Origin of the sequence: Actinomadura sp. NPDC000929, from assembly GCF_040492065.1 — a bacterium.
GTDB lineage: Bacteria > Actinomycetota > Actinomycetes > Streptosporangiales > Streptosporangiaceae > Spirillospora > Spirillospora verrucosospora.
Map to the genome: position 1 here is coordinate 43,327 of NZ_JBEUPA010000018.1, position 15,227 is coordinate 58,553.

Annotated in this window: 11 protein-coding genes and 1 riboswitch; of the genes, 7 read left to right on the forward strand and 4 right to left on the reverse strand. The window is 73.0% G+C overall.

The window, feature by feature from the left end:
- Positions 1-46: 46 nt before the first annotated feature.
- From ABWI04_RS09820 to ABWI04_RS09830, 3 genes are read right to left on the reverse strand one after another with little or no spacing between them, the layout of a single operon-like run.
- A complete protein-coding gene (locus tag ABWI04_RS09820; RefSeq protein ID WP_345179570.1) occupies positions 47-880 on the reverse strand; it encodes an exodeoxyribonuclease III in 834 nt (277 codons plus the stop codon).
- A gap of 25 nt (positions 881-905) precedes the next feature.
- Positions 906-1,703 carry a hypothetical protein gene (locus ABWI04_RS09825; RefSeq protein ID WP_345179571.1) on the reverse strand — a complete coding sequence of 266 codons (798 nt, stop codon included), beginning with the start codon at positions 1,701-1,703 and terminating at the stop codon, positions 906-908.
- Entirely contained in the window at positions 1,700-2,050 is a 351-nt protein-coding gene (locus ABWI04_RS09830) for a hypothetical protein (RefSeq protein WP_345179574.1), read from the reverse strand. The genes ABWI04_RS09825 and ABWI04_RS09830 overlap by 4 nt, the downstream gene beginning before the upstream one ends.
- Before the next feature lie 316 nt (positions 2,051-2,366).
- Between ABWI04_RS09830 and ABWI04_RS09835 the strand changes: the two genes are divergently transcribed.
- The 3 genes from ABWI04_RS09835 (at position 2,367) to ABWI04_RS09845 (ending at position 7,490) form a co-directional block, all read left to right on the forward strand.
- Positions 2,367-2,972, forward strand: a complete 606-nt coding sequence (locus ABWI04_RS09835; RefSeq protein ID WP_345179575.1) for a hypothetical protein — start codon at positions 2,367-2,369, stop codon at positions 2,970-2,972.
- A gap of 220 nt (positions 2,973-3,192) precedes the next feature.
- A complete protein-coding gene (locus ABWI04_RS09840; protein ID WP_345179577.1) occupies positions 3,193-4,341 on the forward strand; it encodes an FKBP-type peptidyl-prolyl cis-trans isomerase in 1,149 nt (382 codons plus the stop codon).
- Positions 4,342-4,556: 215 nt separating this feature from the next.
- On the forward strand, positions 4,557-7,490 hold the full coding sequence (locus ABWI04_RS09845) for a transglycosylase domain-containing protein (protein WP_353832138.1): 2,934 nt from the start codon (positions 4,557-4,559) through the stop codon (positions 7,488-7,490).
- A gap of 16 nt (positions 7,491-7,506) precedes the next feature.
- On the opposite strand, the gene ABWI04_RS09850 is transcribed toward ABWI04_RS09845, so the two are convergent.
- The gene (locus tag ABWI04_RS09850; protein ID WP_345179579.1) at positions 7,507-7,881 is read right to left on the reverse strand and encodes a DUF8711 family protein; all 375 of its coding nucleotides are present in this window, start codon (positions 7,879-7,881) and stop codon (positions 7,507-7,509) included.
- Between the two features lie 49 nt (positions 7,882-7,930).
- Positions 7,931-8,046, forward strand: a riboswitch (SAM riboswitch).
- A 42-nt stretch (positions 8,047-8,088) separates the two neighbouring features.
- Here ABWI04_RS09850 and ABWI04_RS09855 point away from each other — a divergent pair.
- From ABWI04_RS09855 to ABWI04_RS09870, 4 genes are all read left to right on the forward strand, one after another.
- Positions 8,089-9,348 (forward strand): aminotransferase class V-fold PLP-dependent enzyme, encoded by a 1,260-nt coding sequence (locus ABWI04_RS09855; RefSeq protein ID WP_353832139.1) that lies wholly within the window; start codon positions 8,089-8,091, stop codon positions 9,346-9,348.
- A gap of 111 nt (positions 9,349-9,459) precedes the next feature.
- Positions 9,460-13,473 (forward strand): SseB family protein, encoded by a 4,014-nt coding sequence (locus ABWI04_RS09860; protein WP_353832140.1) that lies wholly within the window; start codon positions 9,460-9,462, stop codon positions 13,471-13,473.
- Positions 13,470-13,838: a UCP033725 family protein gene (locus tag ABWI04_RS09865; RefSeq protein ID WP_353832141.1), complete on the forward strand. Its 369-nt coding sequence runs from the start codon at positions 13,470-13,472 to the stop codon at positions 13,836-13,838. Before ABWI04_RS09860 ends, ABWI04_RS09865 begins: the two co-directional genes overlap by 4 nt.
- A 103-nt stretch (positions 13,839-13,941) precedes the next feature.
- The gene (locus tag ABWI04_RS09870) at positions 13,942-14,955 is read left to right on the forward strand and encodes a hypothetical protein (RefSeq protein ID WP_353832143.1); all 1,014 of its coding nucleotides are present in this window, start codon (positions 13,942-13,944) and stop codon (positions 14,953-14,955) included.
- Positions 14,956-15,227: the final 272 nt, after the last annotated feature.

Consider the following 15,227-nt stretch of genomic DNA (forward strand, 5'->3'; position numbering starts at 1 on the left):
GTGCCGCCTTCGGCACGATCCGCAAGGCGCGAGGCGGGGGGGCGGGTCAGTCGAGGTCGACGACGACCGGGGCGTGGTCGGACGGGCCCTTGCCCTTGCGGGCCTCGCGGTCCACGTAGGCGGACGCGACCCGTCCGGCGACGTCCTCGCTCGCGTAGAACAGGTCGATGCGCATGCCCATGTCCTTGTGGAACGCGCCCGCCCGGTAATCCCAGTACGTGTACGGGTGGGGCCCCTTCTCGATCGTTGGGACGACGTCGCGGAGGCCGAGGGCCCGCAGGTCGGCGAGCGCCTGCCGCTCGGGGGGCGTGACGTGCGTGGAGCCGACGAAGACGGCCGGGTCCCACACGTCCTCGTCGGTGGGGGCGACGTTGTAGTCACCGCAGGCGACCAGCGGCGTCCCCGCGGCCAGTTCCTCCGCGAGCGCGTCGCGGAGGGCCGCGAACCACGCGAGCTTGTAGGCGTAGTGGGCCGACTCGGGTGTGCGGCCGTTCGGCGCGTACAGCGACCAGACCCGCACGCCGCCGCATGTGGCGCCGATCGCGCGGGCCTCGGGCGCCAGCAGGACGGGCTCGTTCAACGCCATCTGCTCGTCCTCGCCTTCGGCCCCCGCCTCACCCGCGTAGGCGGGCTCGCCCGGAAAGCCGTTCGAGACGTCCTCGATGCCGACCCGCGAGAGGACGGCCACACCGTTCCACCGCCCGTCGCCGTGCGCGGCTGTGGCGTACCCGAGTTCCTCGACCTCCGCGGCCGGAAAGAGGTCCGCCCGGCACTTGGTCTCCTGGAGGCAGACCACGTCCGGCTTCGTCTCGTCCAGCCAGGTGAGAAGGCGCGGGAGGCGTGCCTTGACGGAATTGACGTTCCACGTCGCGAGGCGCATCCCCCAAGCCTGCCATCCGGAAGACCTAGGACGGGGTCAGGTTGCAGTCGGGAACCCAGCCGACGACGCCGGTGGCCATGTTCCGCCCGTAGATCCAGAAGTTGCTGGTCACCCCGTTGTCGCAGGAGTAGTAGTCCCAGGGGCCGCTGCCGCGGATCGCGTCGAACTTCTGCCCCGGATAGCCGAGCCCGACACGGCGGGCGGTGTTCAGGGGGTTGTCCCAGATGACCACGCCGGGAACCCGGAAGTCGGGATACGCGCGGTGGTGCGAGGCCGCGATCCTGCGCGAGGCCGCGGTCCTCAGGCGGCCCTCGGGGTTGGCGTAGGTCGAGCACACCCGGGGCCGGGCCGGCAGTTGGACGCAGACCCGGAACGAGCCGCCCCCGAACCAGTCCGGGGTGTTGACCGACGACGCCCCCATGGGCACGGTCGCGCGCTCCCCCCGGGAGCCGTGCTCCTCCTGACCCGACACCTCGGAGCCGACCGGGGCGTCGCGGATGTCGGCGTGCCATGATCTTTGGCCGGGGTGGTACCAGAGCGTGCCGACGGCGTCCTCCTGCCGGACGGTGCGCAGCGCCCACCAGGGAGCGGCCCTCGATCCGGTGCCGGCCCATCCCCCGAGGGCGGACGGGGCCGGCCGGTGCTCCCGTCCGGCCGACGCCTCGGCCGACGGGACGGGTCCTGTCAGAGCCGCGCTCGCCACGGCGACGACTGCGGGAAAAGCAAGAACGATCTTCTTGGACGGGCGCACGGGCGCTCCTTCCTGCTCGTGGTGGGCGGCGGGGGCGCGGGGCGGCACGACGGGACGGCGCGGCGGCGTCACGGCCGCTCCTGGATGAAGCAGTCCGAGACGTAGCCCTCGACCCTCGTCCTGTTGTTGATCACATAGGTCCAGTGGTCCTTGACGTCGCCGTTCGGGCAGGTCACCGGGTCGGCGAAGCTCTGACCTCCGTTCCAGGTGTAGCCGTCGCCGGGGTTGCCGATCCCGCGGACGCGGCCGTCGAGCCGGGGGGTCGCGCGGATCCTGACACCGGGAACGGTGAAGTCACCGGTGCGATCGGCGACGCGTGCCGGGGCGGCGTGCCGGGCGGCGGGCGCCGGGGAGGCCATGGCGGGCGCCGCCGGAATCGCGGTGATCACGACGGCCAGAGCGCTGACGGTCTTCAACATGGTTCGCCTCGCCTGGAGTGCCGATGGAAACTCTCTTGCCCCCCCACATTGCGGCTACTTAGAGTTAATGGACAACCTCATGGCGTGAACATGCCAGCGATTGAACCGTCAACGGCAGGGGGCGGGAAGCCGCCCTCGGCGCGATGCCGGAGTGGGGAGCCGCCAGGTGACACGGTCAGGCGACGGAGGGAAACGGCCCCCGCGGCGTACCGAAGCGCGTGAGGCCGTGGGGCAGGCCCTGGAGGAGGCCGGTTTCCATGCGGCCCGAGGTCTGCGGCCTCCGACCCAGCGCGTGGATCCGCCCAAGGTGGGGGCCGTGGTCGCGCGCCTCGCGGACGCCACCGAGCGGGAGTTGCTGACCTTCGACGATCCGTCGGGCTGCGTCAGGCAGGGCGTGCCCGAGCGCATGCTCCTGCACGCGGCCCAGTGCGTCCGTCGCGCGGCCTCCCAGGTCCCCCGCCTCCGCCAGATCACCTCTCCGCAGGGGCTGGCCCACGACACCGCTCTGGAGACCATCCAGTGGCGCAACGGCGGCGAGGCACGCCTCGTCGAACAGGTCCCCTTCCGCCTGGCCGTGTTCGACCGCACGACGGCCGTCATCCCGCTCGATCTGGACGTCTTCTACAACGGCATGCTCATCATCCGCGACCCCGCGGTGGTCAGGGCGTTGACCCGGATGCACCACAGCTCCTGGATGTCCGGTGACGAACTCGTCACCGACCGCGACCCGGACCAGCCGCCGGCCCACCTGGTCCCGGTCCTGGTCACCCTGCGGGACGGCCTGCCCGACCACGCCGCCGCCGCGCGCCTGGGGCTGTCGGCGCGCACCTACGCCCGGCGGGTCAGCGAACTGCTCACCCTCCTCGGCGCCACGAGCCGTTTCCAAGCCGCGATCACCGCTCAGCGCCGCGGATGGATTTGAACGTCCGTCCGCTGTTACCGGCGGTGTGGAGGCGTGTGTCACCCCTCCGGCGGGGATATCCTGACGCCTTCCCCTGTCCCCTGCCAGACGACACCGCTCCATGTGTGACCGGTAGATTGCGGGTCGGCCTCCTTTACCCGGTTTTCACGCTGTGCTTAGCCCGGCCCTGGAAGGGTGGTCACGGTTGTGGTGTCGTCGAACCCGGAGCAAGTGAGGAAACATGTCCGAGGATGACAAGCCCCGGGGCAAGCCGGCGGTCAAGGCGAAGGCGAAGATCCCGAACGCCCAGAGCATCCGCAGCCCCGAGTTCACCCCGCACGGCATCAGCGCGGGCCGCGGCAGCGGGCTGAACCGGCCGTCCGCGCTGACCGCCAAGGAGGCGAAGAAGCGCCGGCTGATGATGATCGCCGGGATCGTGGTCGTCGCGCTCGCGGTCTCCGGCGGGGTGTACTGGTGGGTCAGCCGCCCCGGCCCGAAGGTCGAGGTGACCGGCAAGTTCGCCGCCGAGCCCAAGGTCGAGATCCCCACGAAGCTGGAGCCGACCAAGACGCTCAAGGTCAGCACGCCGATCAAGGGCGGCGGGCCCGTCGCCGCCGAGGGCGACACCGCCTACGTCCAGTTCGCGACCTACAAGTGGTCGAGGGCCAAGGACGAGGAGAACTCGCGGGTGAAGAGCACCAGCGAGAAGGTCCGCTCGTCCTACGAGGAGGGCCAGCAGCAGGGCGGCGGCGGCCCGATGCACCTCGTCATCGGCAAGAGCGGGCTCAAGGACATCGACAAGAGCCTCGTCGGCAAGTCCGCCGGAAGCCGGCTCGTCATGCAGCTCCCGCCGTCCAAGGAGCTCACCCAGCTGAGCCCGCAGCAGATCACCGACAAGGACGCGATCCTCTTCATCATGGACGTCCAGGCGGTCGTCCCGAAGAGCCAGCAGCCGCAGGGCACCGCGCAGAAGCTGGACGACAAGTCGCTGCCCAAGGTCGAGGACAAGGGCGCCGGCAAGGAGCCCAAGGTGACGGTCCCGGACGCGGACGCGCCCAAGAAGCTCCAGGCCAAGACCCTCGTCGCGGGCAACGGGCCCGCGCTGGCCAAGGGCGACGAGGCGGTCGTCAACTACACCGGCAAGATCTGGAAGTCCGGCGACAAGTTCGACTCCAGCTGGGACAACAAGCAGCCCGCGACGTTCCCGATCGGCATGGGGCAGACCATTCCCGGCTTCGACAAGGGGCTCACCGGCGCGAAGGTCGGCAGCCGCGTGCTGCTCGTCCTGCCTCCGGACGAGGGCTACGGCAAGAAGGGCAGCCCGCCGAAGATCAAGGGAGACGACACCCTGGTCTTCGTGGTGGACATCCTCGCGAAGGTCTACAAGTGACCTGACCCAGGCGCGGCCGTGCGCGAGAGCGGCGGGGCACCCGGTCGGGTCCCCGCCGCTCGGCTTTTCACGAAAGGCCGCACGCTGCGACATCCGTCACGACAACCGGCGAGGCGGATTGCCCGTCCTCCTTTGGGAGAGCGCGGATGCGCATTGGCGGCCGACGCACGGATTCCCTCAGGTATCGTCTGTAACGCAATAAACACGGGGGGCTTGTGAGCGACAGCGAGAAGATCCCGGAGCGCCAGGAACGCTCCGGGACGGGCCAGGCGGACCGGCGCGAAAGCGAGGCCGGGGCACCGGCCGGCACGGACGGTCCCGCGACCGCCACGCTGACCGCGGACACCGAAGCCGCCACCGGAGAAACCGCCGGTGACGCCGAATTCGTCGACGAGGGCGACATATCTCGAAACGGCGATAAGGAGCCCGAAGAGGCCGCCGGCGCGAGCGGGGGACCCGATTCGCCCCCCGCCGATAACGCCACGGCCTCCGCCGATTCCGCCCCCGGCGCCGACGAACCCGCCACCGAGGCGCCGACCGCCCCCGCGGAGGCCGCCCCCGAGAACGACGCCGCCGCGTCCGACCAGGCCACCGCGTCCGACGTGATCGCGACGCCCGGCGAGACGCCCACGTCCCACGAGGCCACCGCGCCCGCCGAAGTCACGCCCGACGCCGCCACCGTGCCGGGCGAAGCAACCGCCCCGGACGAGGTGACCGCATCCGACGGACCCGCCGAGTCCGACCAGCCCGACGCACCCGTCGAGGCCACGCCCGCTGCGGCCCCCGCGTCCCACGAGGCCACCGCGCCCGCCGAGGCCGCGTCCGATGAGGCGGTTGTGACCGGTGATGTCGCCGCGTCTGGTGATGCCACCGCGGTTGATGGTGTCGATGGGGCCGTCACCGGAGATACCAAGAGCATGGCCGCCGCCTCGAAGCGCGACTCGACCCCGCGCGGCTCCCAGGCCGGGGGCCCGCCGCCCGGGTCCGGACCCGGGCGCGGCAAGGGCGGCGGGGGCAAGGGGCCCGGCAAGCCGCGCAGCCGCAGGTCGCGGTTCCTGCGCCGCGCGCTGTTCCTCATCCTCGGCTTCATCGGGTTCTGCATCGCCGCGTTCGGCGTCGCCTACGTGTTCACGCCGGTGCCGTCGGCGCAGGAGCAGGCGATCGCGCAGGGGCCGACGTTCTACTACTCCGACGGCAAGACGCAGATCGCCAAGACCGGGATGAACCGGGACGCGGTCAAGCTCGACAGGATCCCCGAGAGCACCCGGGCCGCGGTGATCGCCGCGGAGAACCGCAGCTTCTACGACGACCCCGGGGTGTCGGTCCAGGGCACGGCGCGGGCGCTGTGGTCCACCGCCACCGGCAAGCAGCTGCAGGGCGGCTCGACGATCACGCAGCAGATGGTCCGCAACTACTACGGCGGCATCGGCAAGGACCGCTCGGTCACCCGCAAGCTCAAGGAGATCATGGTCTCCCTGAAGGTGGGCCGGGAGAAGGACAAGGACTGGATCCTCGAGCAGTACCTCAACACCATCTACTTCGGCCGCGACGCCTACGGCGTGCAGGCCGCCGCGCACGCCTACTACGACAAGGACGTCTCGAAGCTGACGCCGGCAGAGGGCGCCTACCTCGCCGCCGCGATCCAGCAGCCGAGCAACTTCGCCGACCCGACCGGCCCCCGCCGCGCCTACTCCGAGCAGCGCTGGCGCGCGATCCTCGGCAACATGGTCCGGGACGGGGCGCTCACCCAGTCCGAGGCGGCCTCGCTGACCTTCCCGGCCCCCGGCAAGGAGAAGATCACCGACGTCCTCAAGGGCCAGCGCGGCTACATGGTGAACGTGGCCAAGAAGGAGCTCACCGAGCGCCGCGGCTACAGCGAGGACGAGATCAACCGCAGCGGGCTGAAGATCACCACGACGTTCGACAAGCGGCTGATGGACGCGATGAAGCAGGCCGTCGCGAACAACGCCCCGAACGGGATGAGCAAGAAGATCCGCACCGGCGTGGTGTCGGTCGACCCGAAGACCGGGCAGGTGGTCGCCTTCTACGGTGGCCGCGGCTACCTGGAGGAGGCGCTGAGCAGCGCCTTCGGCGACTGGGCGCAGGCCGGGTCGGGGTTCAAGCCGATCGCGCTGGCGGCCGCGCTGGACGACGGGAAGACGCTGTCCACCAGCTACGACGGCAGCTCCCCGCAGTACTTCCACGGCGCGTCCATCCACAACGACAGCAACGAGAACTTCGGGACGGTCAACCTCGTCACCGCCACCGAGCACTCGATCAACACGGCCTACGTCAACCTCGGCCAGGACATCGGCAACAAGAAGATCGCCGCGATGGCCGAGAAGATGGGCATCCCGGCGGCGCGGATGAATCCCGAGCAGCGGGACGCCGCCACGTTCCCGCTCGGCATCGTGTCGCTGCACCCCGTCGAGCAGGCCAGCGTGTACTCGACGTTCGCCTCCGAGGGCGTGCACCGGACGCCGTTCGTGGTGAAGTCGGTCACCGACAACGAGAACCACAAGCGCACGTTCACCGAGAAGGGCGAGCGGGCGTTCAGCCAGCAGGTCGCCCGCGACGCCACCTACGCCCTGCAGAAGGTCGTGCAGGGCGGCACCGGCACCGGCGCGCAGCTGCCCGACGGCCGCGACGTCGCCGGGAAGACGGGCACCACCGACGAGGGCCGCGCGATCTGGTTCAACGGGTTCATCCCGCAGATGGCGACGACGGTCGCGATGTTCCGCAGCGACGGCAAGCCGCTGAACATCCCCGGGTACGGCGCGTACGGCGGGCAGCTCCCGGCCCAGATCTGGCGCTCGTACATGGCGGACGCGGTGAACATCAAGGGCTACGAGCCCGACTCGTTCGGGGAGCCGTCGATGACCCCCGGCAGCGGCTGGGGCGGCCCGACGCAGGACACTCCCCCGACCGGCCCGCAGCCGCCGGACACGCGCGGGCCCGTCCGGCCGCCGCCGTCCACGGAGCAGCCCGACCTCCCGACGCCCCCCACCGACCTGCCGACCATCATCCCGCCGCAGGACCCCGGCGGGGGCGACCCCGGGGGCGGACCGGGCGGCGATCCGGGAGGCGGACCGGGCGGCGACCCCAACGGCGGAACCGGCGGCGGACCGCTGGGCGGGACCGGCGGGTAGCCGCCCCCGCGGCCCCTCAGTCGCAGGCCTTGCCGATGACGGCCGGCGTCTCCCTGATCACGCTGTCGAGCCGGGAGACGTCGCCGTCGCCGACCCCCGGCGCGGCCTCGCGGAGCCTGCCCGCCTCCGCCTTCAGCGCCTTGCCCAGGTCGGCGTCGTCGGCCTGCTTCGCGAGCCCGTCGACGCGTCCGGCGAGCTGCTCGGTGGCCTGCCGCCACTGCGCGGGCTCGGCCGCCGGAACGCTCCGCACCTGGGTGACGTACTGCTGGAACGCCTTCTTCGTGTCGGTGCACACCTGGGCGGAGTTGCCGCCGCCCAGCGCCCCGCACCCGCTGAGGGCGCCGAGCACCAGCGCGCCGCCGGCCAGCGTCCGAACCACCCGGTACCGCATCGCACCCTCCCCTTGATCCCCGTTCGGCTCCGCATATACTTCCGCATGAGGTCATGAGCGCCAGCGCGAAGCCCCGGCTTGCTGGCCGGCAACCCTTCGTCCGCGATGGGGTGCCCCGGGTGAGGACCTGGCCGGACGCGCACCGCGTTCCGGCAAGCGCGGATCCCGGCCGGCATCCCGGGGTCCCTGACCCCGGAAGGTCCAGGCATGCCCACGCTGCTCGCCCGCTCCCCCATCACGCCTGCTGTGACGCGCCCGGAGGGGGTCCGGGTTCGCCCGATTCCCCGCGTCATCGGAGCGGACGTCCCGGTCCCGGTGCGGGACGGCCGCCGCGTCCCCTACGCCAACTTCGACTACGCGGCCAGCGCGCCCTGTCTGGAGGCGGTGCACGAGGCCGTCGCCCGCGCGCTGCCGTACTACAGCAGCGTGCACCGCGGCGCGGGGTACGCGTCGCAGGTCACGACGTCCGCCTACGAGGACGCGCGGGAGACCGTGCGGTCGTTCCTCGGCGCGTGGCGGCGCGCGGCCGTGATCTTCACGCGCAACACCACCGACTCGATGAACCTGCTCGCGCACGCCGTCCCGGCCGGGACGAGCGTCGTCGTCTTCGAGAGCGAGCACCACGCGTCGCTGCTGCCGTGGAAGCGCGCCGTGCGCCTCCCGGCGCCCGCCACCCCGGCCGAGGCGCTGTCGGCCGCCGACCGCGCGCTGCGCGCGTGCCCGATCGGGTCGCGGCTGCTCGTCGTCACCGCCGCGTCCAACGTCACCGGCGAGCTGTGGCCGATCGAGGAGCTCGCGCACGTCGCGCACCGCAACGGCGCCCGCATCGCGGTCGACGCGGCGCAGCTCGTCCCGCACCGCCCCCTGGACATGACCGCGCTCGGCCTCGACTACGTCGCGTTCTCCGGGCACAAGCTGTACGCGCCGTTCGGTGCGGGCGTGCTCGCCGGACGCGCCGACTGGCTGCGCGCCGCCGAGCCCTACCTCAGGGGCGGCGGCGCCAGCGCCTCGGTCGGGGAGACGACCCGGTGGGCGCCCTCCGCCGAGCAGCGGCACGAGGCGGGCTCCCCGAACGTCCTCGGCGCCCTCGCGCTGGCCGCCGCGTGCGAGACGCTGACCCCGGCCTGGGACGACCTGGCCGTCCGGGAGGAGGCGCTGGTGGAACGGCTGCGGTCGGGACTCGCGGCGCTCCCCCACGTCAGGGAGCTGACGCTGTGGGGCGAGCGGGCGCCGCGCGTCGGGATCGTGTCGTTCACCGTGGACGGCTGGAACGCGCGGGACGTGGCGCTTACGCTGTCCGACGAGCATGGCATCGGCGTCCGCGACGGGAAGTTCTGCGCCCACCCCTTCGTCCGGCACCTGCTGGGCGAGGACCGGAGCGCCGTCCGCGCGAGCATCGGCATCGGGACGGAGGAGGAGCACATCGACCGGCTCCTCGCCGCCCTCGCCGCGTTGACTGCGCGCTGACAGCCTCTGACCTGCGAACTCCCGCGCGCAGTCAGATGATTATGCTCTTTGGTCCTGTTCGCCCATGTAGCGTAGGCAGTCGCGCGGGGACGAGCACGCTAGAAACAGGGGGTGGCGACCGTGGCCGACGCGTGGCGACCCACGTCGGAACTGGAGCACCGACTGCAGGAGACAGTACGGGCCGGCGACCAGGAGAGCTACTTCCGCCTCCTCGGGGACGCCGACCTCGTCGTTCCCGTCCCGCCCGACCTGGTGGACGGCGTCCTCGCGGGGGAGGCGCAGCCGTCGTGGCCCACCCAGGAGGAGGACGGCCGGATCCACGTCCTGGCCTACACGTCGGCGGCGGCGATGCGGGCGTGCCTCGGGCCGTCCTACCAGCACTTCATGACGGTGCGGTTCGGCGACATCGCCGAGACCTGGCCGGACGACCGCTGGTGGCTCGCCGTCGACGTTCCCGCGCGCGGCGTCCCCGCCGCGCTGCCGATCGAGGCGCGGCTGCCGTCCTGGTTCGTCCGGCAGGTCGCCGACGGCGACGGCCGCCCCCCGCAGGTCGGCCGCGCGTCCCCGCCGTGGGAGGAGCTGCGCGACCAGCACCGCGAGCTGCCCCGCGAGGCGCCGCGCCCGGAGTTCCAGCCGGCCAACGACGTCGAGCGCGAGCTGCTGCGGGCCGCCGCGAACAACGACCACGACCTGTTCCTGCAGACGCTGGCGGCCACCGACGTGCTGCTGCCCGTCCCGGACGACATGGACTTCTCGCTCCGTCCGGGCCGTCCCGGCTTCCCGTGGCAGACCCGTGAGGTCGACGGCTCCACCGTCGTCCCGGTCTTCACCTCGCCGGAGCGGCTGGCCGAGGCGTCCGGGCCCGGCACCGAGCACATCGCGCTGCCGTTCACCGTGGTGCTGCGCTACTGGCCGGACCCCGACTGGCTCCTCGCCATCAACTCCGGCTCGCCCGCGGGCGGCACCGTCCTCGCGCAGCAGCTCCCCGGCCTCGCCACCTGGGCCGACCAGCGCGCCGCCCAGCGGATGACGGACCGCTTCGAGCCCCAGAACGACATCGAGCAGCGCCTCTTCGACGCGGCCCGCCGCCGCGACACCGAGACCTTCTTCAAGATCATTCTCGGCGCCCAGGTGCTCGTCCCCGTGGACGCCGAGACCCCGTGGGGCATCGTCCCCGGTGACCCCGACTTCCCGTGGCGCCCCGTCCGCGTCCACGGCCGGACGTCGATCCAGATCTTCACGTCGCTGAGGTGGATGAACGAGGCGATCGGCACGTCGCGCTTCATCATGCCGAGCCTGCTGGAGATGGTCACCGCCTGGCCGGACGCCTCGTGGACGCTCGTCCTCAACCCGGGCACGCCCATCGACGCGTCCATGCCGGGCGAGCAGGTCCGCACCCTCAGCGGCCCGCCCGCTCCCCCGTCCGCCGCGACGCCGCCGCCCCCGGCCGCGCCCTCGGTGCCGGTCGCCCCCGCCGTCCCGGCCGACCCCGCCGCGTCCGGCCCGGGCCGCCACGCGGGCCCGCCCGTGCCGGACGAGCCCGCCGTCCCCGCGCCCGTGGAACCGGGCCGCCACCACGCCGGAGCGCCCGGCGGCCCCGCGCAGCCCGGCCTTCCCGAAGCCGTGCCCCCGGCCCCCGCGCACTTCGGCGAGGCGCCCGCTCCCCGCCCGGCCGACGAACCCCGCGCTCCCCTGCCCGGCGTTCCGGGAGAAGCGGCCCGCCGCCTCGCGGACCCGTCCAGCACCGCCGTCGACCCGGGCCACATGCCCGGCCTTGAGCCAGCGGCCGCGCCCAGCCCGTCCGGCGAGGTCGCGGAGCCGGACCCCCCGGGCCCCGGACCGGCCGTGCCGGAAGACGCGGGCGCCCCTCTCGGAGACGCGCGCGGAACGACCAGCCCCACCGGCGGCTTCGCGGAGCCCGGCCTCCCGCCACCCGCGTCGCAGAACACCGGTCCCCTCAGTGCCGCGCCAGGTGACGCCGGCACCCCCACCCCGCCTGGCGGCGCAGCAGAGCCTGGTCTTCCCGGGCCCGCGCCTCAGCACCCCGAGACACCGGCCACCGGGCCGAGCGCGCCAGAAGAAACGGGCCGCACGCACGCTGACCTGCCGGTCCCCACCGCTCTTGGCACGGCCACGCCATCCGGCGACGCCGCAGAGCCGGGCGTTCCCGGGCCTGCGCCTGAGAACAGCGGGCCTCTCGACGCCAAGCCCGGCCTGCCAGACGACGCGGGCCGTCCCTACACGGCCGCACCGAGCACGGCCCCTTCCGACACGTCCGGCCTGTCCGGCGGCGGCCCTGAGTCGAGCCTTCCGGAAACCGCCTCTCAGATTCCCGCCACGCCCGCCGGTCGTCCCCACATCGACGCGCCTGCCCCTGGCGCGACCACTCCGTCCGGCGGAGTTGCAGCCCAAGGCGGCGAGCCGCCGACCAGCGGATCGGGCGCGCCAGAGAACACGACTGCGGGCCCGGGATCGGATGCGCCCGCCGCCCCCGCACCTGGGGCGACCACCCCGTTCGGCGGAGTCGCAGAGCCTGGGCTTCCCGGGGTCGGAGCTCTAAGCAGCGAGCTGCCTAACACCGGATCGGGCGCGCCGGAGGACGTAAGTCCCCACCCAGGCGCGACGGCACAAGGCTCCACGACGGCGGGACCAGGATCGGACGCGCCCGCCGCCCCGCCTGGCACCGGCGTTCCTCAGGGCACCGGGCCTTACGGTGCCGCGCCTGGCCTTCCCGGTGACGGGTCTCAGGGCAGCGAGCCGCCCAACACGGGGCCGGACGCGCCCGGTGTGCCGTCCGGCACGGGTGCCACCGGATCGCTCGGTGCCGCGCCCGCCCCCGGGGCCGGACGAGGCGGCGGCCTGCCGGAAGGCGCCGACCGCCGTGTCGCGGGGCCCGTCGCGCCTCACGAGGTGGCGCGCACCGGTCAGGACGCGGGCGTCCAGGGCAGCGAACCTCCCGGCGCCCCATCTGGCGCCCCGGGAGAAGCGGCGCCGGGCGGCCTCGCGGCGGTCCCTCAGGACGCCGCACACCCTGGTCAGGCGGAGGCGGGCGGGGGCGAGGACGGCGCGCCCGCCGGAGAGCCGGGGGCGGGACGGTCGCTGCACGCCGTCGAGGAACCGGAGCCCGCGTTCGAGCCGGGGAACCGGATCGACCAGGAGCTCTACGAGGCGGCTTCCGGCGGCGACTCCGACGCGTTCCTGCGGGTGCTGCTGAACGCGAACGTGCTCGTGCCGATCCCCGATGACGCGCCGCTTGAGGTGACGCCCGTCCAGCGGGAGTTCCGGTGGGACGCGGCGCTGCGGGACGCGGTGTCCGTCCAGGTGTTCACGTCGATGGTCCGGTTGCGGGAGGTTCTGCCGCAGTCCCGGTTCGTGTACGCCGACTTCCGGGAGCTGATCGGCGCGTGGCCCCGGGAGGACTGGGCCATGGTGCTCAACCCGGGGACCCACATCGGGGCGTCGCTGCACGGCGATCAGGTGCGGTCGCTCAGTGAGTGGGCGGTGCGGGTCGGGCTCGTGCAGGCGCGGCCGGAGGTTCCGCTGCCGCCGCCGCGGCGGGAGCCGGTGCCGCAGGCGCCCACCGACCCCGAGGACCGCGTCTCGTCGCCGGCCATCATGCAGAAGGTCGTCCCGCACAGTCACGTCTCCTGGTATCTGGAGCAGGGGTACGACCGGGTCGGCGGCTTCGTCCACTCCACGAACGACGTGGCCGAGTTGCAGACGCCCTCCCAGCTCTACGAGGCGCTGGGGCTGCTGTTCCCCGACTCCTCGTTCTCCCTCGACGACGAGGGCGTGTACGTCATCCGGTGGCCGGCGTACTGCCCCGACCTGTACCGCGTCCCGTTCGGCGGGCGCGACGAGGAGGAGATGGCGTCCTGGGGCGAGTCCGGCTGGGTCATCGAGCGGCCGCCGTTCACGGGGAGCGGCTTCGCGCCGGGAAGCGCCGGGTCGATCCGCGAGTACAAGGTGACCAGCGTCCGGCTGCCGTACGGAGCGGAGATGTACTACATCGGCAGGGACCGGTCGGAGCGGTTCATCGCGATGTACGACCCGGACCGGCTCGCCTGGCTGCGGCCGGACGCCGGCGCCGAGGCGTGGGACGGACGGACGGAGGCCGCGCAGTGATCCGGGACGGGTACGTCGCGCGGTGGCTCGGCCGCGACTTCGAGGCCGCGCCGGGCGCCGACGGCGAGATCAGGCTGTACGCGCCCGGGCCGACGGACGGGTTCGAGGAGCTGCGCCCGGGGCGCTTCCGCCGCATCGTCCCCGCGTCCGAGGTCGAGGAGCTCCGCTACGTCCGGACGACGTGCCGCTGGCGCGGCGAGCGCTTCGTCATCGTCGGGGAGCACGAGACGTGGCTGCGGGTCGAGTACGCGGGCGGGCGGGCCCCGGTCGCCGAGAGCCTCGGGCTCGACCGCGTCGACCAGGGCATCTGGCAGGCCTGGGCGCCCGGGTCGGAGATCGAGGACGTCCGGGAGGAGTTCGTCTGACCGGGCGGGGTTGATTTGCCCCTTGGATCCGTGTTCGCATGTGTGCCGAGGCGATCCCTCGGACGGAAGCGCTCAACGGCGACGCGACGGAGGTGCGGCGGCAGTGATCTGCCGAGCGACGGTGAAACCGATCTTTGTTGGGCTCGGCACGGCGGCCATCCTCGCCGCCGGCGGCGCGTCCGCCGTGGCCGACGAGACGCCCTCCCCCTCAGGGTCGGATCCCGCGTCCCCCGCGACCGGCAAGCTCACGGTGGACGTCGCCTCCACGGCGGCCAGGCTGGACCCGGGCGGCTCGCTCGACATCACGACGACGGTCACCGCCGTCGGCGGCGACGTGGCGAACATCAAGGTCACCAACATCACGGCGACCCTCAAGGGCACGGCGGTGACCGGTGACTGCGGCGCGCCGTTCGAGTCGGCGGGGTGCGCCGTCGGCGACCTCGCCGCCGGGAAGAGCGGCACGCCCGTCACATCGCATGTGACGGTCCCGAAGGAGGGGCCGAAGGAGACGGCGGTCTACACGATCATCGTGACCGTCGACGCGACCGACCTCGCCCCGGTCGCCGGGACCACGACGTTCAGGTACGTCGTCCCGTCCAAGCCGCCGCCCACGAAGACGCCGACCCCGACCCCCTCGAAGACGCCCACGAAGTCGCCGTCGCGCAAGCCCACGAAGCCGTCGCCCACGCCCTCGCACTCCACGTCCTCCAGGACGTCGCACGGCGGGTCCGGCAGTGGAAGCGGCTCCTCGGGGAGCGGGAACGGCACGGGGACGAACGGGTCCGTGCAGACGTCGCCCAACGCGTCGTTCGAGCCGCAGAACCCGCAGGTGGCGTTGCCGTCCATCCAGGCGCCCAACCCGTCCGTCGCGCCGAGCCCGGCGCCCGGGGCGGAGACGCCGCAGAGCCGCCTCCAGGGCAACCAGGCGCCCGTCGCGCAGGATCTGACGTTCGAGCGGATGGCCAGCACGCAGATCGCCTGGCTGGCGGCGCTGATGGTGGCGTTCTCGCTGCTGCTGACGCAGCTGCGCCTCGGCCGCCGCCGCGCGCCGGTGGGGGCTCCGCGGCGGCCCCGGGGAACGCACCGCCGACCGCGGGGCGGCATGTTCGGCCGCTGATCTCCGCCGCGCGCGCCCTTCACCCGGGCGATCAGCGCAGCTCACGCGCTGGTCACGCTTTCGACGGGTGGCTCGCGTTCGTTGGAGGCATGCCCCGAGGAACTCGACCGCCGGTACCCCGCACCCCATCGGGCTCCGGAAACGGCGGATTCTCGAATGAGAATCTCACAAACGCCTTTCCGGGGCGCGGAGAACGGGACCGGAAATACTCACGCACGGCGACGCCAAGGGTCCGAGCCTATGCGAACCGTCTCCCGGCGAAACCGATGAAT

What these genes read in the sequence shown, in the direction of transcription:
- ABWI04_RS09855 (WP_353832139.1), top strand. Translation starts at nt 8,089, where the DNA reads ATGCCCACGCTGCTCGCCCGCTCCCCCATCACGCCTGCTGTGACGCGC.
- ABWI04_RS09830 (WP_345179574.1), bottom strand. Translation starts at nt 2,050, where the DNA reads ATGTTGAAGACCGTCAGCGCTCTGGCCGTCGTGATCACCGCGATTCCG.
- ABWI04_RS09850 (WP_345179579.1), bottom strand. Translation starts at nt 7,881, where the DNA reads ATGCGGTACCGGGTGGTTCGGACGCTGGCCGGCGGCGCGCTGGTGCTC.
- ABWI04_RS09820 (WP_345179570.1), bottom strand. Translation starts at nt 880, where the DNA reads ATGCGCCTCGCGACGTGGAACGTCAATTCCGTCAAGGCACGCCTCCCG.
- ABWI04_RS09840 (WP_345179577.1), top strand. Translation starts at nt 3,193, where the DNA reads ATGTCCGAGGATGACAAGCCCCGGGGCAAGCCGGCGGTCAAGGCGAAG.